At 58.8% G+C, this 20,002-nt stretch carries 19 protein-coding genes; 5 read left to right on the forward strand and 14 right to left on the reverse strand.

Annotated features, from left to right (window positions below; all coding sequences use genetic code 11):
- Window positions 1–244 precede the first annotated feature (244 nt).
- Together G5S37_RS10430 and G5S37_RS10435 are read right to left on the reverse strand one after the other, a co-directional pair.
- Window positions 245–700 (reverse strand): hypothetical protein, encoded by a 456-nt coding sequence (locus tag G5S37_RS10430; RefSeq protein WP_165203458.1) that lies wholly within the window; start codon window positions 698–700, stop codon window positions 245–247.
- A 133-nt stretch (window positions 701–833) separates the two neighbouring features.
- The gene (locus G5S37_RS10435) at window positions 834–1,730 is read right to left on the reverse strand and encodes a phage capsid protein (RefSeq protein WP_165203460.1); all 897 of its coding nucleotides are present in this window, start codon (window positions 1,728–1,730) and stop codon (window positions 834–836) included.
- Window positions 1,731–2,581: 851 nt separating this feature from the next.
- Here G5S37_RS10435 and G5S37_RS10440 point away from each other — a divergent pair.
- The 3 genes from G5S37_RS10440 to G5S37_RS10450 all read left to right on the forward strand — a co-directional run bounded on the left by G5S37_RS10440 (window position 2,582) and on the right by G5S37_RS10450 (window position 8,419).
- Window positions 2,582–3,736 (forward strand): hypothetical protein, encoded by a 1,155-nt coding sequence (locus tag G5S37_RS10440; protein ID WP_165203462.1) that lies wholly within the window; start codon window positions 2,582–2,584, stop codon window positions 3,734–3,736.
- 144 nt (window positions 3,737–3,880) lie between these two features.
- Window positions 3,881–4,390, forward strand: coding sequence for a hypothetical protein (locus tag G5S37_RS10445; RefSeq protein WP_165203464.1), 510 nt, complete (start codon window positions 3,881–3,883; stop codon window positions 4,388–4,390).
- Between the two features lie 699 nt (window positions 4,391–5,089).
- Window positions 5,090–8,419: a hypothetical protein gene (locus G5S37_RS10450; protein WP_165203466.1), complete on the forward strand. Its 3,330-nt coding sequence runs from the start codon at window positions 5,090–5,092 to the stop codon at window positions 8,417–8,419.
- Window positions 8,420–8,423: 4 nt separating this feature from the next.
- Here the strand turns inward: G5S37_RS10450 and G5S37_RS10455 are convergent, their stop codons facing one another.
- From G5S37_RS10455 to G5S37_RS10490, 8 genes are all read right to left on the reverse strand, one after another.
- A complete protein-coding gene (locus tag G5S37_RS10455; RefSeq protein WP_165203468.1) occupies window positions 8,424–9,317 on the reverse strand; it encodes a hypothetical protein in 894 nt (297 codons plus the stop codon).
- Window positions 9,318–9,943: 626 nt separating this feature from the next.
- Complete coding sequence (locus tag G5S37_RS10460) at window positions 9,944–10,324, reverse strand: hypothetical protein (protein WP_165203470.1); 381 nt, start codon at window positions 10,322–10,324, stop codon at window positions 9,944–9,946.
- A gap of 158 nt (window positions 10,325–10,482) precedes the next feature.
- Complete coding sequence (locus G5S37_RS10465; protein WP_165203472.1) at window positions 10,483–10,848, reverse strand: hypothetical protein; 366 nt, start codon at window positions 10,846–10,848, stop codon at window positions 10,483–10,485.
- 223 nt (window positions 10,849–11,071) lie between these two features.
- A complete protein-coding gene (locus G5S37_RS10470) occupies window positions 11,072–11,365 on the reverse strand; it encodes a hypothetical protein (RefSeq protein WP_165203474.1) in 294 nt (97 codons plus the stop codon).
- 62 nt (window positions 11,366–11,427) lie between these two features.
- Entirely contained in the window at window positions 11,428–13,128 is a 1,701-nt protein-coding gene (locus G5S37_RS10475; protein ID WP_165203476.1) for a portal protein, read from the reverse strand.
- Between the two features lie 849 nt (window positions 13,129–13,977).
- Entirely contained in the window at window positions 13,978–14,373 is a 396-nt protein-coding gene (locus G5S37_RS10480; protein ID WP_165199470.1) for a hypothetical protein, read from the reverse strand.
- 31 nt (window positions 14,374–14,404) lie between these two features.
- Complete coding sequence (locus G5S37_RS10485) at window positions 14,405–14,851, reverse strand: hypothetical protein (RefSeq protein ID WP_165203478.1); 447 nt, start codon at window positions 14,849–14,851, stop codon at window positions 14,405–14,407.
- Between the two features lie 218 nt (window positions 14,852–15,069).
- Window positions 15,070–15,381, reverse strand: a complete 312-nt coding sequence (locus tag G5S37_RS10490) for a hypothetical protein (protein WP_165203480.1) — start codon at window positions 15,379–15,381, stop codon at window positions 15,070–15,072.
- Between the two features lie 1,099 nt (window positions 15,382–16,480).
- On the opposite strand from G5S37_RS10490, the gene G5S37_RS10495 reads away from it, so the two are divergent.
- A complete protein-coding gene (locus tag G5S37_RS10495) occupies window positions 16,481–16,867 on the forward strand; it encodes a hypothetical protein (RefSeq protein WP_165203482.1) in 387 nt (128 codons plus the stop codon).
- A 594-nt stretch (window positions 16,868–17,461) separates the two neighbouring features.
- Here the strand turns inward: G5S37_RS10495 and G5S37_RS10500 are convergent.
- Window positions 17,462–17,704, reverse strand: a complete 243-nt coding sequence (locus G5S37_RS10500; RefSeq protein WP_165203484.1) for a hypothetical protein — start codon at window positions 17,702–17,704, stop codon at window positions 17,462–17,464.
- Window positions 17,705–17,763: 59 nt separating this feature from the next.
- Window positions 17,764–18,129, reverse strand: coding sequence for a hypothetical protein (locus G5S37_RS10505; protein ID WP_165199472.1), 366 nt, complete (start codon window positions 18,127–18,129; stop codon window positions 17,764–17,766).
- Between the two features lie 247 nt (window positions 18,130–18,376).
- On the opposite strand from G5S37_RS10505, the gene G5S37_RS10510 reads away from it, so the two are divergent.
- Complete coding sequence (locus G5S37_RS10510) at window positions 18,377–19,120, forward strand: hypothetical protein (protein WP_165203486.1); 744 nt, start codon at window positions 18,377–18,379, stop codon at window positions 19,118–19,120.
- A 10-nt stretch (window positions 19,121–19,130) separates the two neighbouring features.
- On the opposite strand, the gene G5S37_RS10515 is transcribed toward G5S37_RS10510, so the two are convergent.
- Together G5S37_RS10515 and G5S37_RS10520 are read right to left on the reverse strand one after the other, a co-directional pair.
- Window positions 19,131–19,391 carry a hypothetical protein gene (locus G5S37_RS10515; protein WP_165203488.1) on the reverse strand — a complete coding sequence of 87 codons (261 nt, stop codon included), beginning with the start codon at window positions 19,389–19,391 and terminating at the stop codon, window positions 19,131–19,133.
- Complete coding sequence (locus tag G5S37_RS10520) at window positions 19,388–19,798, reverse strand: hypothetical protein (RefSeq protein ID WP_165203490.1); 411 nt, start codon at window positions 19,796–19,798, stop codon at window positions 19,388–19,390. The genes G5S37_RS10515 and G5S37_RS10520 overlap by 4 nt, the downstream gene beginning before the upstream one ends.
- Window positions 19,799–20,002 lie beyond the last annotated feature (204 nt).

Raw genomic sequence — 20,002 nt, forward strand, 5'->3', positions numbered from 1 at the left:
GCACCCCCACCAACCTTCCATCACGCCCCCCAACCAAAGCACCCCGCGCAGCGCACCTCTTCACCCAAAAAAGACACACCACGCGAGGCACTATCATCCCCTCAGCCAACCAACCAAACCCTCATTCACATTAGCGTTCCATTAGCGAATATTAGCGGTCCCTCACCTTCCTAAGATTAGTGTCCCATTAGTGTTCATCAGTGGTTGAGCCGCAATTATCCTCCGCCGGTACGTCATCGCTTCCTCACCCCAGCGTATACCCCACATGCCACACCTGGTCATGCGTCGCCAGGTTCGTCACCGTCGTCGGCGTAAACGTCACCCACAGCTCCTCCGGAAACTTGTAGGGCGTCAGAAACGCATCCCCCTTCGTTCCCGCCTCGCTGAAGGCCTTCCTCCCCGCTGTCCCACCCAGCGCCAGCGCCGCACCATAGCGATCATCATCATTCTCGTCGCCAATCTTCCCCGTCAGCGCATCCCCCGGATCACCGTGGTCCACCGAGCACAGCGCCGGAATCACCCGCGCCCCCTTCGGCAGCTTCGCCAGGAAGATCACATCAGACGTCGTCAGCGCCGTCACCGCAATCTTCACATCCACATAACGCACATCCCCGCCAAACGCCCGGAGACTCGGCGCCTCCGAAAAGTCACTCTCCGCCGCCAGTTGCCCCGCCCCCAAATCCGTATATTTATTCGCCATATTCTCTCTTTAGATAAAAAGTTTAAATTCGTGCTCCTGCTCCTGCTCTTCCTCTTGCTCACCTCAGTGGAGCCAGACTCACGGTGCCCATCTCCACCAGGTCAGATCAAATCAGATCAGTCGCCCCCCCTCGTTAAGGCGATTCATCGCAGTACACCCGCACCACCTTCTCATTCTCCGAGCGCACCGCACCCAGGCGACCCACGGAGCGAATCTGCTTCGCATGCCGCTTGTCCGGGCGCACATCAATGTAGCTGTTGCGCGCACCCTCACCCAGCTTGATGGCCGACTTGTGCCACGCAAAGCATGACCGCACATCCGTGGCCACATTGCGCGCCAGCCGCTGTGTCGGAATCCACGTGAATCCCATCCAGTAGCTGATCTTCCCATCCTTCAGCGCCATCAGGTCACTGAAGTCACGGCTCGTCGCCTCCGTCAGCGCCAGCAGATTATCCAGCTGCTTCGCCCCATAGCAGAAAAAGCGCTCACTCTCCGGCACCTCATTCACATTCAGGATGCGCGCCGCCTCGCGAATCTTCCCAAACGTCAGCCCGCTGTTCGCCGGCGTCCCACTCGGCACATAGTCCACCGCAATCGACTGGCCCGCAGGGAAGGGGTCCGTCGTCGTGCCCTCCTCACCGATATAGCGCGTCGCATCGAAGGCCGAAATGACAATGTCATCCACCTTGCGATTGTACGCCATCGCCATATTGCGCACCTCATCCGAGTCCGGCAACACAATCTGCCCCAGCTGGCGTTCATCATCCTCATCGAAGCTGATCACCTTCTCGAACTTGCGCGCATACAGCCAGTACTTCTCCCCTGAGGTATCACCCTCCGGCGTATCGCCCTTCCGCGTCGTCACCTCATCCATCTCATAGTCATTCAGCAGATTGAATGACTTCCGCTTGCCCGTCAGGTTGCCACCCGGCGATACCGCCAGGCGCAGCCGGCAGTCCATCTGTTGAGCCACATGCGTCCAGTTCCTCTCGAACTCCGTCGGGTAAAACTGCGTAATATCCAAAGACATAATCGTTATTCTTGCGAGTCGTAGTCTGTATCCCGCTCACAGCACCCACCCATCCACCATTCCTTCTCAGGAACCCACCCGCCGTCATCACGACAGAGCAGAGCAGGGGAGGGGAGATGAACAAAAGCCGGACACAGAAAAAATCCAGTTCCTGGTCACTTCCATACACACCAGGGAGCCGTCCCTCGCAGTTGTCAGCACCCGCTGGCTGCTCGTTGAGGCAAAAACAAAAATCGTCACCACCACCAGGTTATCAGAGCTTCATGACCCCGGCCCAGCAACAGCACGCCCAACCTGTACCGTGTTTTCTGCCACCGCGCAACTCCAAAATACAGTGGCGTACAAAAGTGGGTTTGAAATTTTTCATCGGGTCGTGCGTGGTCGCACTCCAACACAGACGTCACCGCTGGTATTCGTCACCCTCCTGCGGTTCACCCTGCTTTCCCCGGGCCGGGTCATTCGGCAGCTCGGCCAGGAGCTCCGGTTCATCTCGTGTTCCGCTGGCTGCACTGGGACTTCCGCTCAAGCGAATGCTCCGGCGCCAGCCAGCAATTCACCACGCGTCCTTTCACAGGCTCCTTCTCCTCCCCAAAAAATTCTCCACTCCATAGGTAAAAACCAATGGCCAACTTGTTAAAAAAGTGATTGGCTGCCCTCTTTCCTCCTCACCCCCGCGACCGTCTCCCAGCGGTCCGTCTGCCCACACACTGCCACCGCTCCAAGACTCAGTGATGACCCGCGCCAATTCTATTAAAGACAAAACTCTTTCCGGTATCAAGCTGACGAGCCTTCTGGATGACATTCGGCCCTTTCTCCAATCGCATGCAGTGGGCCATCCAAAACACAGGCGCATGCCCCCCGTCGCCCTCGTTTTTGGCGCCGGCATCAACCATTCCCTGGTGGACAAATCAAGTCGTGTAGTTCGGGAGTTGCTCTCCTGGCGCGGACTGCTCAGGCACCTTGCATGGTATCCTCTGGACCCTCCACCCGAGGACCGCTATCCCCAGATTTCCCAGTCCAAGACCTCTTGGCAAAAATACCTCCGGAAAAAATTTCGCGACTCCGAATCCGAGGAGAATTTCATCAGGCGCGTGTCACTCATCGAGGCCATGCTTGCAAACAACCCTGATGCTGAGCGCTTTGCTGCCGTCGCTCACCTCATGCGCCACGAGATGAAGGCCGAGCTCATCGACGAAAAGACAAAGAAAAGGGGAGACCTCTGGGACATTGCCATGGGCCGCGTGATGAAAAAGCTCTGCTCCCACGCCAAAATCAGCGCGTGGGATCCCGTCCTTCGCCGCGCTGGCACCCTCGCACGCCAGGGCCGGGTCAAGCTTCTCACCACGAATTTCGATTCTCTCATTGGCCGCAAAGCCAGACTCCCCGTGCTCGCCACTCCAGATGCGACAACTGCCGAGGCCGCCCGGCAGCGCCCCCTGGACCTCTGGACGCCCAACCCCCACGGTGGTGGCACCCCTTTCTCTTCAGGCCTGCATGCCTACAATCTCCTCCATTGGATTCCTTTCGCCTGGGAAAGCTGGCGCACCGGGAAGGGCTCTCTGAAGGAGAGTCTCGCGGCCGAAGTCGCTTCCGTCCTCCACATTCATGGATGGGGCGGCTCACCCAAAGGGATCATCTTCGGAACCGTGGAATACCATGAGGCCGGCAAGGCAGCGGATTCTCGACAGTGTCCTAATGACGTCATCGAGAGGATATTACGAAAAGATTGTATCACCATCTTCCTCGGCACAAGTGAGGGGCTTATGGACTCCCATCTGCTCAAGATTTGGAGCAATGCCAGCAAGGGGGAACTCGGAGCCAATTGGTGGCTCTTAAATTCGGTTTACGATGGAGAAAAAGTGTTGCGCAAGTGGGAAGAACGTACACAGTCCGAGGAATTCTCCACTCATGTCCAACCAGTCTGGCATGGCAAAAACGACTTGGCAGGTGCCGTCCCCAAGGTCGTCATGTCCCTCTTCGACGAGTTGGAACGCCGGGAACAATAAGCCCTTGGCTTACTTGACAAGATCAACCCCGGGCACGACCAGTACCCTGTTCACACACGTTGCACCTTTGGGTAAACGTGAACCTGAACGAAATCTTAGTCGGGGGGCTGGGATTTCATTGAAATTTTTATCATGACAGCAAAGATGTTACGCTACGAAGCTCCCCCATTGGAGAGGTTGGAAGATCTCGTTCTACGAGGCTTGGGCCCCCGAAGAGGTTCGGAAAATTTCCGCCGCCTGGGTGCGAAAATACGGCAAACGGCGGAACATCACCCAAAAGACCTTTTCCTTCTCGCCAAGCTATATTGGTTTATTGCAAGAAATTTAGGAGAAGCATCCAAGCCTCGTCTCCAGGATCTCCAGAAGGAACTGGAAAAACATAGAAACACACTTTTGTCGAACTTGGATCTCCAGACAAAAGAGATGGAGGCGCTTATTAAGTTCCTCAATCTACCTGATTCCGACCAGGACGACGCAGATGCTTGGTGGCGCGTAGAGACAAACGTACCCGAGCAGATTAGCCCCGGGCCGCTTTTGTTCTTCTCGCAGTTTGTGAAGAAACCCACCCGCCCGCGCCCCGTCATGCAATCCTACGGGACTTTGAGCACGGAGCATCCAGACTCCTTGCGAAAGAAGAATCCCGGGATGTACTAGGCCTTGGAAAGTGGGGTGTCCATGGTGTCGCCACTCTTGCGCACCATCGCGGAAAAGCCCAGGTCGCGAAACGTACTCGCCAGTCGAGATGCGGTGAGGCAGCAGGCGGTAGTTCGCTCTCACGTCTGAGCTTGACCCTGCCATACCGGCCCTCCCTCCATCCATCCACGCCGTTATCGGCGTGCACGTGACTGGGAGACCTTGGCCCCTCTCCACAGAAGTACCAGGAGAGGAAGGGCGTCCAAAGGTGCGGCACTGGCACTATCGCGCCCGCACACCAGTGAATCCTGCCGGCATTACCCGCAGGACGCCCCCGCCAGCCTTGGGATAGCGCAAGCCGCGTCACTCGGCGGCTGGATCATGGGAATTTTCTTTGAAAACTTCGACCGAATGTCTTCTCATGGGCTTGGTTTGTGCAAACATCTGTAAAACGAACAACTTCATCCGCACACTCCTCGTAAATTCGCCCCGCATTTCAGCATGACTCACGAGAATCAAGAATCGCAAAGCACACTTCGGTATCATGATTTTGTCCTTCTCATGGCGTCACTGGATGCTGAATGGTCACGGCACACCGCCCAACCCCAGAAAGCTTTCGAAAAAACCTTCACCAGCTTTCAAAACTACTGCGGAAGTTTCAGGGACAGCGGGCATAAGAATTTCAAAAAGTGGCGCACCCGTTCCTCTCCATCGGAGTCCATGGACGAGTATCTCTACAACCCCACCAACTGGCTCCCCCTTGGACATCCCGACGCCCTGTGCCTCACCCTCGGAGATGATTTGGATGCGGTTCAGGCCGTGATCGAAACTTACAAGAAGACAGTCGAAGAAGTGAGTGTCGGATTCTGCCCCATCACCCGCAGCCTCATCCCACCTGGCGTCTCGCGTCGCCACCTCAAACATTTCGTTGAGCCCAATGAGCTCTTCGGCAAACCGAAACCCGCACAGCCTCCGCTCCTTTTCCTCGCCCGGCTCAAGATGCAGGGCGTTCTCTCCCTCGGTCGTGCCCTTCTCGCCCAGCAGTCCCTCTTCGGCCTTATCTGCAAGCGCATAGATGCCGCTCTGCACACGTTGCGTAAAGCCGATGATCAGGGGCTTTATTCACGCAGCGACCTGAATTCCCTCAGGCTCACCTTCCTCGATCTCCTGGAAGAGGAGGAAATAGGCATCCTGTTTCTCTGTAGCAACTACTCCGTCCCCATGTCCATCGTCTCCCATCTGCAAAGCCTCACCTTTGCAGACCTCTTGGAGCACGACCCGCGTCTGGTTCAAATTCTCGAAAGCAGCAGCCATTACAAGAAGCTCAAAGAATTCCACCAGACTCTTCAGGAGGAAAACTCGGCCACCCCTCCGTCTTCGCCTTCCTCCGCTTCCGCTGCCGGACTCTGTGAAGGAATGAGCGGAGCTCACCTTTTGCGTTGGACCCGGAGCACCGTGGCCATCTCTTGGGACTACTTCCGCTCCGTGCTCGACCCCACCGCCAGGACCAGGAAATCTTCCATGTCGATCAACGGCTTCGTCAGCTCCCTGACGGACATCGGTCACCCTCCGGGGCACCAGGCCGATATGGAGAAACACTTGAGGAACGGACTCAGCAACGGCTTGAAAAAAAGCGTGCCCACCGGTCGGTCCCTCCCAGGCCCTCGCAGCCCGGACCCCAGCCTCAAGTGTCGTCTCCATCTGGTTGGTGCCACAGACTACCTTCTCCAGCTGTCTGACTGTGGCCAGACGCCCCGCAAGGCCAGGACCGGCAAGATGGGCTCGGCGTATCGCACTTCGCTCAACAAGGTCAAGCCCCATACCATGACATCGGAGAATGTCGCTCTCCGCGGGCCAGACTCCCTCGTGCACATCTCGCTCCTCGTCCAGATGTGGGCCGGCGTGCTCGACTCCATCAGCCAGTTGGACAAGCCATCCGGATTCAGCGGCAGGCATGTCAGCAGTTGGGCCACACGCCTCATGGTACCAGTGCCCATTTGCGCGCACCAGGACATGGAGGATTGGTTCCACCCCACAGTGCCTGCAGGTCACACTGCCCTCGTTAAGGAAGTGCTTGCCGTCGCGCGGGATGTGCTCTTCCCGGAAAAGGATGATGACGCACGCTTCACCTTCTCCGCTGGAGGCCTCCGAAATCATACTCGCGCTCTGGGCATCCCCGTGGCCACCCGCCGCGCACTTATCAATCTCCTGGAGAATTTCTTCTCCATCCTGTCCAACCCGCTCCTCTTCGATGTCGTGTTGGACTACTATGACGTCCTCGCCACCCTCTACCGGATCCTCACCCAGGAGCGTCCCGAGGATTCCGAATGGCCCCCTCAGCATGACTACTCCCGCCGTCTCCCCACGGAGGGCGGCGTCGAGCCCATCCACGCCATGCTGGAGAGCCTCTCCTCTGCTCTCAGCCTCCGTCAGCGCCGTCTCTATCCAGAGACTCCTCTCAGGGACTGGTCCCTCGATTTCCGGACAAACTTCATCCAGATCATCCTCTCCGCAGAAGCTGCTCTCAAGGCCTCTGCCGGCATTCTCAGAAAGGTCGTCCGCGGTGATGAGCATGGGCGTGATACCCTCGGAGTCGTCCACCACGTCACCTTCGAAGAGGGCATCCGGGCCATTTCTTGTGACTTCATCATGGAGACCGCCGGCACCGGCCCCAGCCTCGCCATCTTCGCCTCGGACATGGCCCATCTCACTCACGTGCCCGGCTATGCAGACTTCTTCCACGAAGGCTTCCACCTGATTTATAATGACATGGTTCGCCAGCAGATTCGCGACACCATCGCACTCCAGGTCAAGGATGGCCTCAGACCAGCACTCAATGAAGAGAGCTTCTCCGACCTCGACACCCAGCTCAGTGAGATCTTCGTGCACCTCATGATGCACCTCTTCGTCTTCGATGGAGACTGGCGCCTCGCCCTCAGACAGCACGCCATCAGCTTCTCCACAAGCATGGCGAGCGCCTTCAACAACCCAGCAGATGTGCGGACTTCATTCCTGAATAATTTTGGCCCCATCAGCGTCGCCAGTCTCGTCACAAATGCCGCGAGTACTCGCGCGAAGCCCGGACATATCGGCATGCAGAGCCTGGGAGACCACGACTGGCCTGTTCTTTCTTCCGCCCACGGCTTCTTTGAAAACGTCATCGACATCCTCCGCCCCGTACTCACGGATCATGTCTGGATCTTTGACTCCGTGGATGCCCCTGAGAATGGTCCCGCCATGAAAGGAAGTGATCGCGTTATCCGCGGGTTCATGAAACGTTATGCGGATAATCTCGGATTCCTTCAAATTCTCTGGGAGCGCGCCATCTTCGTCTATCAGATGTTTGTGGCCCGCGTCCTTCAGGAAACGGGCGACCATAAGCACTTGGGAGTGAAGCCTCCCCCCGATCATGCGGGAGCCTATGATGGATTGACATATCCCCCAAGTTGCAAACGCCCCTGCCGCGATTTGAAGGCTGCCGACTTCAAGGCATTTCGTGAAATCCAGCGCCAGCTCGATGCAGCCATCGGTGCCACGCGGAATCACGGGCAGCCTGGCTACGCCCCTCTCATCGCTGCCACCGTGCTTCAGGGCAAGGCCGAGAAAGGTTATTGCCTCGATGCCACTCTCGTAGCCTGCCGCGTGCTCCATCGTTGTATGGTGGACATGGAGGCCCTCCTCGAGCTCAAGAAGAAGCGCATCGTCCGCTTCCTCCCGCGGGATGGCAGTACAGGAGCGATCGCGCTTTCTCCCCACGTGAGCTACTCACCCATGATGCTGGACCGCACTGCCACCCAGCTTTTCAGTTGCTCGCCCAATGCCCGGCGTATCCGCACCGGCCTGCAAATCGCTACCCTCAAGACCTTTTGGGACATGGCCTCCCGCAACCGCGCACGACGCCTCATCTCCCTCTTGGACAAGGCGGGAAAAGCGAGGGCGGCACAGCGTGCCCTGGCATCGCGCAAGCAAAAGAACGCCGCAACTGCCAGTCGAAAGGCAAAAAAGTCTGTCAAGAAGCGCGCGAAACGCTCAACCCCTGCGGTCGCATGACCCCTCACCCCATCCGCAGCCTCCGTATCTGCTCCGCCACCATCGCCTGTCGCTCCGGCCCATTCGCCCCGTGATAGTCATTATACAGCGGATTCGACTTGTTCGTCTGGATGTCATCCGCCTGCTGCCCTCGCGTCAATCGTAGCGCCCCACTGCCACCCGTCTCCTGGCGATCCTCGCTCACCAGCGAGGCCATCGCGTGCAGCGCTCGAATCATCGCCGGATTATCTCCAATCGCCGGATCATTCACATCCAGCCGCGCCATCGCCGCCACCCGCTGCGCCCCTTGCAGGTTCGTCTCATACCGCTCACCCCATTCACGCTGCAGACCCTGCACCAGCGCCTCCCGACCGCTCGCCGCCTCCTGCTGATACTGCGAAAGCGCCCCCATCTGCTGTCCATTCCACCACTCCACCAGCTCCTGCGCCGCTGCCGCCGGGATGTGATGCTTGTGCGCCACCGCAGAAAAACCGCGCACCATCTCCTCATTCCACAGCTCCGCCGGCACATTCTCCGGCCGGGCAATCCCATACCCATCCGGCCTCTCCGGCACCCCCAGATTCTTCCGCCACGCCGCCACCTCCTCCGGCCTCGCCTCCGCACCCGGCGGCTGCATCCGCTGCCCCAGCTTCTTCTCCAGCTCCCCGTACGACTTCAGCACATCCTGAATCGGCGTCCCCTCAAACTTCCTTATCGATCCCGCATAAGGCCGCAAATCCTCCGACAACCTCCCCGAAAGCCCCGGCGCAAACTTCCCATCCACCAGCCATTCGCCGCCACCAGCAGCACCGCCACCATTGCCAGCACCGCCACCATTGCCAGCACCACCACCGGCCATCCCACCCTGGTTCGCATACCCCTGCTGCGTCTCCACACTTCCGTTCACGTCTTCAGTCATATCAATATCGCTCTTTCGTTATTTGGTTTGTGATTAAACAATCAGTGCCGCCATTCATAGCCTCTGAAACAAGGCCCCTCACGTGTCCTATAGGACCCAGTGATGAAAATCATTCGCTTGGAAGTTCAGTCGCGGAGCGACGGCCGTGTCCTAGCCCGGCCTTTCAAGGCCGGATATGCAAGTGAGGATTCGCGTCGCAGAGCGCCGCTCGAATCGCCGAACCTTGCTGAGTTCAGGGACCCAAGTGTCGTCCCACTCGCACCGAGCCTCGGTCTGTCACCCCACTCACCAAAACACTCGGTGGGGAGCCGCTGCGCCGGCTTCCAAACTAGGTGGGCGGAGGAGGTGTGGAACGCACGTAGAGCAAGCCGCCTGCACCTCCAAACTTCACCTGATGCCCTCTCAGCACCCACCACACCCCCTAGACCTTCTCACGGCCAACCTTCAAAAGCTAGTGCCTATTAGTGTCCATTAGTGGTTCCCCAATCAAACCACCTCCTCGTCCCTTGAGGCACCTATTCAACTTCATCCTCAGTCTCAGTCTCAGTCTCCGAAGTTCCTCTGTGTCTCTGTGTTGAATCCCATATAGGTGAACACACCCATTTCCCCCCTGCCACCAGCCCCCTTCACCCCATAATCACCCTCGGCTTCACCACCACCACCTCATCATCTTCATCCTCAAAATCCGACACCGGCCCACCATCCTCACCCACAGCTCCCCTCACGCCACATCGCCCCACCATCATCACACCCTCATCCACCTCCGGACAAACCCGGTTCCCATACCTCCGCTTAAACTCCTCCGGCTGATATTCCCTATACCACGCCATCACCTCCGGCGTCTTATCACCCTTCGCCGGATCCGTCGGAAAAGGGCAGGGGACCACACTCACCAAAGCCACCTCCTCACCATCCTCCACAGCCGCCTTACCCTTCACCACAGCCGAACGCGCCGTCACCTTCGCCACGCGCCTGGTACTCTTCACAGCCTCCTTCTTCTTCTTCATAACCTCAACCACCTCCCAACATCACAGATCCACCCCATCACCACTCCCTCAAAAATCCTCCGTGCCTTCGCGTCTCCGTGTCTCCGTGTCTCCGTGTCTCCGTGTTGAATCCCACGATCTCAAACACACCCAGCCGCTCACCGCTCACCGCTCACCGCTCACACCCCCACCACCACCGGCGCCGCCTCCATCTTCCCCTTAGACTTCGCCGATTCAACCCGCTCCAGCACATACCGCACCACCGCCGCCGACCCATCAAAGTGAATCCCCCCAATCAGCGCCGCCACCGCATTCGCCCTCGTCGCCACCGCATCAAACCTTGGCCTCTCACACGGAAAATGCGCACACAAATCCGCCAGCACCCGCTGCCCCTCCTTGGATCCAAACACCCGCGCATACATCTTCCCCAGCTCCCACTCCTCCTCCTGCCTCCTCCTCAGCCCCTCCGCCGCCATCTCCGCCTGCCCCAAAACCGGTGTACCATCATTCATCATAAAATATCTCCCAAAGAGAGTTTCACTCATCACGCCCATCTCAGTCCCTCAACAATCAACCGCGAACCGCGAACCGCGAACCGCGAACCGCGAACCGCGAACCAAGAACCAAGAACCAAGAACCAAGAACCCTTCCCTCAGTCTCCGAAGTTCCTCTGCGTCTCTGTGTCTCTGTGTTGAACCCACTGCACCCTACCACACCCATCACCCCTCCTCATTAGTGTCCCGTTAGTGCCCATGAGTGGTTCTCCAATCAAACCATCGTCCTACCGCTTACCGTCCCACCGCTTACCGTCCCACCGCTCACCGTCCCACCGCTCACCGTCCCACCGCTCACCGTCCCACCGCTCACCGTCCCACCGCTCACCGTCCCACCGCTTACCGTCCCACCGCTTACCGTCCCACCGCTCACCGTCCCACCGCTCACCGTCCCACCGCTCACCGTCCCACCGCTCACCGTCCCACCGCTCACCGTCCTACCGCTCACCGTCCCACCGCTTACCGTCCCACCGCTTACCGTCCCACCGCTCACCGTCCTACCGCTCACCGTCCTACCGCTCACCGTCCCACCGCTTACCGTCCCACCGCTCACCGCTCACCGCTCACCGCTCACCGCTCACCGAGCAGCCCCATCATCGGCGAATCCTTCGGAATCTTCCCCGCATTCGCCGCCGCCCGGCTCATCTGTTCCACCGCATCCGCCTGCTGCGCCTGTTGTTGCGCCTGCGCCCGCGCCGCACGCATCGCCGCCACCTCATCCGGGTCCCGATTATACTCCGGCGGCAACCCTCGATTCCGCGCACTCCCGCGGATCATCTCATCCAGGTTGAAGTTATCCATCACATCCGGCGCCATCTGCGCGATCGACCCCACAAGGCTCAGCACACTTCCCACCGCCGTATTATCCGCCTCCTTCAGCGCCAGCGCGATTCTTGAAGAAAACAGCACCTGCGGCTCCGGAATAAACAAATTCCCACGCCCATCGCTGCTGATCATCTCCCTCGGCGGCGACGGCAAAATCCCCCGACGCAGCAGAATCCGGAAGAAGCGCATCAGCTGCGCCGTCAGCCACTCCGTCACCAGCAGCGTATACGTCGCCGCAAACTGCCGCGCCTGCTCACCCACACGCGCCCGCACCTCCTCCGCCGTGATGTTCGCCCGCTCCATCCGCGAAATTGCCAGCCACATATTCACCTGGAAGAACGCCTCAATCTGGCTCCGCTTCTGGTCCGCCCGCTGCACCCCCAGACCATAGTCACCCTCCATCCCCCACGCCTGCGGCCGCGCCGCATCCCCCGTCGCCGGGTCGAACCACGTGATCCCACCCGCGCGATAATCAATATCCCCCTTGAACCCCGTCGGAATCAGCAACGGCGGATTCGCCTTCTTCTCCGCCAGCACATCCAGGCACTTCTGCAGCAGGTTCAGCTGGCGCATATCCGGCAGCGCCATGAACGCCGGCGAATATCCATACGGCGCCGTCTCCTCATTCCCCTCCCACGTACTCCAGCGGGACACACTGAAAGGCATCTCATCATACCCCGCCACCCGCAGCGGCTGCTTCGCATCCTTCTCCATCCACACCGAGGCAAAAGGCTTGTTCACCCCGTCCATCTTCCCAATGATACGCTCCGCCTCCGCACGCGGATAAATGCAGTGCAGCACCGTGAATTGCGTATCCTGCTTCCCACGCCCCGCGTCAAAGCACTCCCGCACCTTCGCGCTCACCGTCTCCCGGCCAAACTTCTCCACCAGCTGCCGCGCCGTGAAGCGTTTCTCAAAATCCAGCGAATCCACCACACCATCCGCATTCTCCGCCATCGTATACGAGCCAATGCGATGATGCCGGAACACCACCGGCACATTCGGGTCCGCATCACTCTCCTCCGAGTACAGGCACGCCGTCCCGAAGCACGTCCGGTCACTCACAAACTCATAAGACTGCGGATAAAACTTCGACGCACTCAGATGCAGCCTCGCCAGTCTCGTCGCCTGCTGACACCACTGCTGCACCCGGAAATCACCCGCCAGCCCCGGAGGCGGATCAAACGAGAACCACACCTGGTCATGCGGGATGATATCTGAGGTCTGCCCTCTGACCGCCACATCCAGCGCATAGTATCCACTCCCATCATAGATCTGCGCCTCCTTCTGCCCGTCCGGCAGATGACTGCTGTTCGTGATGCTCGCCTTCCGCGGACAGAAATAATCCGCAATCATCTGCCACTGCGCATCCCACGGCGCCCGCGCACTCTTCCGCGCCTCATACGTCGCCACACACTCCTCCACAATCTCCTTCTCGCTTCTCATCAGATAAAAAAGATAAGGTTACAGCATCACCACCACTCACCCTCCGCCATCACTCCATCACTCCATCATCGGCATCCGTGCACCAGCTCCACACCATCCGCCTTCGCGGTTCTCCCCATTTTGCACTTTGCACCTTTCATCTCTCACTTGGCATTCCCTCCAAAGAAGCCTCGCAAGTCAGCAGGATATCGTCCGATAATAACTTCTCCTCGTACACCACCACCCCCACCGTCATTCATACTCTGAGGCAGCCCACCATTCCCGGTGCTCATTTGATTCGCAAAAATGAAGCCGCGCAGCACTTAAGCTGGGGGCTTACATAGAGCATACTCACTCAACTCACTAAGTCGCTATGCGTCTTGGAGTGCGGTGGCAAAGGCCTCCCTTGAGGCCGCGACACCGCTTTGAACGAAGCGTTTCTGTCCTGATATTCCCAGAAGAATCTCGCATACGCCCTCTCGCATCACCCCACCGAACCCAACACCCGATTCCAGCATTTCAGCTCCACACCACCCACCTTTCAGCCCTCTCTCCATTTTGCACTTTGCATCTTTCATCTCTCACTTTGCATTCCGGTTCCCACCTCGCCTTCACTTCAGCCCGCACCTTCCGCTCCCACGCCTCACGCCTCACGCCTCACGCCTCACGCCTCACGCCTCACGCCTCACGCCTCACGCCTCACGCATTCGTGCCCTGAAGGGGCACAGGAGCCCAGCCCAGGGTTAGGGAGCCTAAGCGACCGACACCCTGGGTGATCGAGTAAAAGAAGCTCGACCCTGAAGGGGTCGCAGAGCCGTCGAAATCACCGCGGACACTCCACTCCGAATACATATAACCACCGCTTACCGCTTACTGTCCACCCCCACCCAAAAGCGTCCCACCCCCCAGCACCTTCTCACTCCCCTGAGACGCATACGCATTTGTATACCCAGACCCCCATCCATACCCGCCCGTCTCACCCGCCAGCACCGTCTTCCTCAGACCCTTCCGGCGATTCAAATCCCGCCTCGTCTGCTCATCCGCCTGCGCCACCTCCGCACTCGTCGCCGTCGGGGGTGGGGGAGCCGGCGGTGGCGGAGCCGGGGTCGGCGGAATGTGAATCTTCGGCATCTTCGGGAACTTGATGGGCTCCTGCTTCGGAGCCGGAGGCGGAGCCTGACTCCTGCCACCCCCGAAGTTGAACCGCGTCAGCCTCCCACCCGGCTGTGCCTTCGCATAGTTCGTATAGTCGTATCCGTCGATCATTCTCATAAGCCTGCTCTGCTCTACTCCCTGGTTATCCTCCTAAAATCGTATCGCTCCCATACGGCTGCCCAAACGAGCGACCTCCACCCGACAGCAGCGTCCTCTTCTTCTTCAATCCCCCTGCGGTCCCCGCAGTACTCGCAGCCTGCGGCGGCGCTTGCGTGTACCCCGCTGCCGCCGTCGCCGCCCCTGAAGCGCCGCTGCCACCACCACCACCGATGCTTGCAGATTGTGTTTTCTGTCCCGACACCGCCGCCTTGGGCTTCGCCCCATACGGCCCGTCACCATACCCCACCTTGAAGTCCAGCTCCTTGGTCTTGTTCCCAGTGTTGGACTGATGTATCGCCAGCGCCATCATCCGGACAAAGTCCGGTTGATTCTGGATCCGCTTCGGTTCCCCTGGAATCGTCTTCGGCACCTTCGCGCCACCGCCATGATTCAGCCTGTCGAGCCTGCCATCCGGCCGGAAAGAAGGCATGGTAATAAAGCCATCAACATTCATACACCGTCCACAATGTACTTTCTGGTACCCGCCCATTCTAAGCCCCTCCCATCCCATGTCCAATAAAATCTTCTACACCGCATCCCGACACAACCCCTCAGCTTCCTCCACTTTGCATTTTTCACCTTCCATTTTTCATTTTGCATTCATCGCACAACACTCCACTCAGCCCGACCAAACCAAGAACAAGAACCTCATAACTCCTTCCTCACCGGAACCATCACATCCCACCACCATCCCTCATACCCACGCATCACCCCCTTCGCAAAATCCTTCCCCGCCAGCCAGTCATACGGCGCGCGAAACGTCTTCACCCAACCCTCCGGCCTCGCCCCTCGCTTCGCATACGCCATCGAAAGCGGCCACCCCGTCGTCACACAGATCGACACCGGCGGCACAATGATCAAATACGCCATCACCACCAGCACCCCGAGCCACACCCATTTCTTGAGGCTCGACGACTCATACGGATCCTTCATCCACGCTTCCGGCTTGTTCTTCTTCATACAGGTCTCAAATCTGGGTGTCGCACCGACCAAAAGCAACTCCCACACCCATCTATCTGCATCCTGCTTTATCTCACCTCCGAAAAACGTCTCGTGGGCCACGCCGCACCCAGGGCAACAAAGCACCTCGCCACACCCACCTCGCGCGCAGCACCTTGGAGTGCGTGCTCCCGCCTCGCACATGAGCGTCAATTCAAGAAAACCGTACTTGGGTGAACAGGGAACCAGTGCACGGCCCATCAACTCAACGTACCAGTTCGCTATGCGTCTTGGAGTGCGGTGGCACAGGCCTCCCTTGGGGCCGCGACACCGCTTTGAACGAAGGGAAGTGGCCCGGATGTCGGAGAACTTCGGCGGAATCCAGCATCCAAGTTTCCCCGGGGGACTGTGTCCTGGAAATTAGATCATGATTTCGATCCATCATGCTCATGCTCTCCGTTCAAAGCGATATCGCATCTCGCGGGCCGGGACTTGCCGCACGCAGTCCACGACGCGGATGTCCGATGCCCGATGTCGGAGGAGTGTGGCACCACAAGACCTCCGCACAACATGCATACCAGATTCAGGTGAGACATCACAAGGCGTGCCCTCCCCACAACGATGGCACTGACAAGATCCTCAGTCGCGGAGCGACGGCCGTATCTTAGCCCGCCTTTCAAGGCCGGGTAAAGCCCCAATCACACCAGCGTCGCGGAGCGACACCCGAACCACGACCTCCCCCTCGATCCGCCAGCTTGGCAACGCTTCAAGCAAGCGGTTGATTCCACGTTTCAATTGAGTGACCATGAAATCTAGTATCTATTGAGGCTTGCGAAATAGACCGACAATTCTCTGGTCTGTGATTTGGACTGAACTGCGAAGTTGCAGTCTGAAGGACTGCAGGACCCCGCGAAGAGAGACCAGGGTTAGGGAGCATCTAGCGACCGACACCCTGGGTGGATGTGGAAAAAAATTGTCGGACTCTGAAGGAGTCCAGGAGAGCGTCGCCAGATCCTTCCGGGCATTCCGCCAGATCGCAGAACATTCGAAACCTGTCAGTCTATCTCGCAAGCCTCAAGAATAGAAACGATCCCACCCAAAACCACAAAGAGCGAAACACATGAGTGCGGAAGAAGATCCCAGCTCCCCACCCATCACTATCTCCCAGGGGATTGCCACCTGGGTGGACCCAGAAACCGGTCAGGTGATGATGGGTACGGTCACTCCAGTGTTGGAGCACCTCTTCGATGACACCATGATCGAACTTCGCATTTCTTTTCCCAATGTTCCATCAGCAGCCGACGCCCAAAGACTGCGGAGCACATTGCCTGCACTGAAAGGACTCGCAGTACCCGATGCCTTGCAAGTTTTGGGTCAGTCCAAAGAATACCTCGTAGGGATATTCCACAAGCGGCCCGGCCGTGAGCTGGCTGAAGCATTGCAAGCCCTCGGCTACCGGATCATCACGTCCATCTTGCCTTCGCCACCGCAATCCTCCCAAAGCTGAGCCTTTCGGCACACAGGTACCACCTTTCGCGCAGTGCTTTAGCGCTATTCGCCGCATGCCCGATGTCGGAGGAGTGCGGCACCACAAGACCCCACATAGCATACCCACCAGATTCCGATGAGCGGTCACAGAGTGTGCATCCTCCACAGCGATGGCAATGGCGTTGGCACGGACAAGACACTCAGTCGCGAGCGACGGCCGTATCTTAGCCCTGCCTTTCAAAGCCGGGTAGTCATCAGACACCCGAACCCACCAGCGCATCCAGGAATCTCTGACTCCCTCAGCGCTCCACGACCCACGGAAAATCGTGCACAGAGCGGAGTCGTCTCGTGAGCCACGCCGCGCCCCGGGCAACAAAACACCTCGCCACCTACCACCTTGCGCGCAGCGCCTTGGAGTGCGCGTGCGAAGCACCGCTTTGAACAGCGCCACATCACGCCCGCGTCAGCCCAGCGCATCCATACTCGCACATCCCGCCTTCGCAGGCCCCCCGGGCTTCCCAAATCACCCTCACCCTCACGCCCACGACAACAGTATTCCCCAACCACGTCTCATCCGCCTTCACCTCTCTCTCGCCCTCTCTCACCCAATCCGCTACATATTATACACCCGCTTCCAATACCAGGTGTCATACGCGCTTAATGGATCCTTCAACGGTGTGTGCAGTTGCAGGAAATACCACGGCCCCGAGTACACTCGAAACCACGGCTTGGGCTGCACAAACGGCAGGCCCGCTCCCGTCAGATGCCCCACCACCGGCACACTCAGCACATACACCAACGGCACCGCCAGGATGGAAAACACCCACCCCCACCCGTGGCCAGATTTCTCAGGCATCTTTTCAGAAGGTCCTTCCATGGTTCACTTCGCCTCCACTCCATTCATTTCACTTCACTCTACCGCATCTCCTCCTTCATCAGCTTCTCAAACCTCCAATGGTAGTGCCATGTCCGGTAGCTCTCCAGCGGCTCATGCAGCGGTCGCACCCGCACCAGCCACTCCCACGGCTGCATATACAGATGCAGCCACCTCGGTCGCTTGTTGTACATCATCCCCCCCGGCGTACCCCCCATCCCACGGTACTCCACCATCGGCAAAGTCAGCACATACACCAACACCACACCCATCACCCCCAGCACCGCCCAAGTCATCCCCCTGCCTCCCGCGCCACGTTTACGCTCATGCTCATGCTCATGCTCATGCTCATGCTCATGCTCATGCCCCTCCCGCGAGTCAGCATCTTCTTCCGCAGCATTCTTCATAAGACACATGAACGAACCAGCCCCTGCTCCCGTCCAAGCGAACACGGCACCAGCGTCTCCCCAGCCTACAAAATCCCCCTCACCTCATCCACCCAAAAAAGATCCTCCTCCTCCTCGTACTCCTTCTCGCCCTCGAATCCCTCCACCACCACGCACGCAGGCAAGCACGCAATCCCACCACTTTTCATTTTTCATTTCGCACCTCTCACTTTGCATTCCTCACCCACCAACCTTCCATCTTCCCCGCATGACCCCCATACACCGCATCCCCCTCCGCATTCTCTTATCCCTCACGCTGGCTCTCCTCCTCAGCGTCACCATCACCTCCACCGTCACGGCCGACATCACCGCACCCAAGCCAGCCACCGCCAGTGCCAAGACCGCTGACGAAATCACCTTCGCCGCCCTCCAGGGCCGCGTCTGGGTCCTCGCCCTCGTCGACTTCCTCCACGACGCCAAGCTCAGCGAAAAAGACCGCAAAGCCGTCTACGCACTCTATCTCTATCACGAGCTCAAAGTCGCCGGCCTCGACGCCGAGCACGCCAACGGCGCCGCCGCCCTCGCCACCAATACCGCCATCTACCAGCGCACCCTCGGCGAAGACTTCCAGGCCAGGCTCACCCAGGCCATCCGCGTCCCCTTCGAGCGACCCTATCTCGAAAACCCCAAGCTCAACGTCACCGAGCCCCAAAGACTCTCCATCACCTCCCACTTCAGAAAACTCCTCGACCCCATCCGCATCGCAGACAAGGACAAGCTGCCCACCCCCGAGTGGCTCACCGAAATGGATCTCAGCGCCGTCCTCATCAAAGACCTCAAGAACAGCCTCGACCTCTGGAACGACGGCAAAGTCGTCGACGAAGACGAAAACGAAAAACTCTACGAAGCCGTCGAAAAGGATCTCGACCGCATCATCGATCGCATCGACGAAGACGAAGACCTCATCGACGAAGCCTGGAAAACCGCCGCCACCGCCTGGCTTAGGGAGTGATGAGCGGCGACTAAAACATCCACCACTCCTCGTACCGGGTCAGCGGCTCATTTAGCAGACTCGTTCGTTGCAGCCACATCCACGGTTCCGCCAGCCTCGCCGCCCAGGTCGGATATGGCGCCAGCGGATGCCTCCCCGGCAGCGACGGCCCAAGGCAGTGGAGCAGGGGAGGGATCCCCAGCACATACACCAGCACCACTGCCGACGGAGCCAGCACCCACACCGTCCAGCGCCCGCGCTTTCGGACAGTTGGTGTATCAGCAACACTCATGACGTAGGTGCCGTGAAATAGAAGAACCACTTCATCCACCACTCCCCATATTCATGCATCGGCTTGTGCAGCGGCGTATGGTTGTACAGCACGTCCCCCGGCGCCATGTACCACTTCAGCCAGGTCGGCGCTGGCTTTGGCTTTCCCATATCCGGGTGACGCAACCCAGTCACCCAGAACATCAGCGGCGGCAGCGTCAGCAGGTACAGTATCAGAGCCCCCAGCACCACCATCAGGCTCAGCACCCACCCACTCCACCGCGGGCGTTTTACCGCTTGGGACTCCTTGTTCATCACCTCAGGCATGGTAAATTCAGATTCCTCTTCATTGCGCCCAGCATCTATCCAAGTCCCGCCTCCCGCCAGTTCAAAAACAAACATCAACCTGAGCGCATCCTGTTCACTCATCTTTTTGGAGAGACCAGAGTCAAAACATCCATCAGGACCGCCCAGAGGGCCTTCGTCCACCCGTCACTCGCATGGCCACCCCCTCACTCTGACGCTCCCGCCAAAAAGAGAAACGCCACTAACAGCCCGGCTCGGGACGGATATGGAACCATGAGTGGTCCTGAACTTCATAACACGCCGCCTCGAACGTGGCCGTCAAAGGTC

The organism is Roseimicrobium sp. ORNL1 (genome assembly GCF_011044495.1).
Classification (GTDB): Bacteria; Verrucomicrobiota; Verrucomicrobiia; order Verrucomicrobiales; family Verrucomicrobiaceae; genus Roseimicrobium.

Bases quoted from the DNA above. Each gene is read 5' to 3' on its own strand.
- G5S37_RS10430 (WP_165203458.1), bottom strand. From the start codon at position 700: ATGGCGAATAAATATACGGATTTGGGGGCGGGGCAACTGGCGGCGGAG.
- G5S37_RS10435 (WP_165203460.1), bottom strand. From the start codon at position 1,730: ATGTCTTTGGATATTACGCAGTTTTACCCGACGGAGTTCGAGAGGAAC.
- G5S37_RS10440 (WP_165203462.1), top strand. From the start codon at position 2,582: ATGCCCCCCGTCGCCCTCGTTTTTGGCGCCGGCATCAACCATTCCCTG.
- G5S37_RS10445 (WP_165203464.1), top strand. From the start codon at position 3,881: ATGTTACGCTACGAAGCTCCCCCATTGGAGAGGTTGGAAGATCTCGTT.
- G5S37_RS10450 (WP_165203466.1), top strand. From the start codon at position 5,090: ATGGACGAGTATCTCTACAACCCCACCAACTGGCTCCCCCTTGGACAT.
- G5S37_RS10455 (WP_165203468.1), bottom strand. From the start codon at position 9,317: ATGACTGAAGACGTGAACGGAAGTGTGGAGACGCAGCAGGGGTATGCG.
- G5S37_RS10460 (WP_165203470.1), bottom strand. From the start codon at position 10,324: ATGAAGAAGAAGAAGGAGGCTGTGAAGAGTACCAGGCGCGTGGCGAAG.
- G5S37_RS10465 (WP_165203472.1), bottom strand. From the start codon at position 10,848: ATGAGTGAAACTCTCTTTGGGAGATATTTTATGATGAATGATGGTACA.
- G5S37_RS10475 (WP_165203476.1), bottom strand. From the start codon at position 13,128: ATGAGAAGCGAGAAGGAGATTGTGGAGGAGTGTGTGGCGACGTATGAG.
- G5S37_RS10480 (WP_165199470.1), bottom strand. From the start codon at position 14,373: ATGATCGACGGATACGACTATACGAACTATGCGAAGGCACAGCCGGGT.
- G5S37_RS10485 (WP_165203478.1), bottom strand. From the start codon at position 14,851: ATGCCTTCTTTCCGGCCGGATGGCAGGCTCGACAGGCTGAATCATGGC.
- G5S37_RS10490 (WP_165203480.1), bottom strand. From the start codon at position 15,381: ATGAAGAAGAACAAGCCGGAAGCGTGGATGAAGGATCCGTATGAGTCG.
- G5S37_RS10495 (WP_165203482.1), top strand. From the start codon at position 16,481: ATGAGTGCGGAAGAAGATCCCAGCTCCCCACCCATCACTATCTCCCAG.
- G5S37_RS10500 (WP_165203484.1), bottom strand. From the start codon at position 17,704: ATGCCTGAGAAATCTGGCCACGGGTGGGGGTGGGTGTTTTCCATCCTG.
- G5S37_RS10505 (WP_165199472.1), bottom strand. From the start codon at position 18,129: ATGAAGAATGCTGCGGAAGAAGATGCTGACTCGCGGGAGGGGCATGAG.
- G5S37_RS10510 (WP_165203486.1), top strand. From the start codon at position 18,377: ATGACCCCCATACACCGCATCCCCCTCCGCATTCTCTTATCCCTCACG.
- G5S37_RS10515 (WP_165203488.1), bottom strand. From the start codon at position 19,391: ATGAGTGTTGCTGATACACCAACTGTCCGAAAGCGCGGGCGCTGGACG.
- G5S37_RS10520 (WP_165203490.1), bottom strand. From the start codon at position 19,798: ATGAGTGAACAGGATGCGCTCAGGTTGATGTTTGTTTTTGAACTGGCG.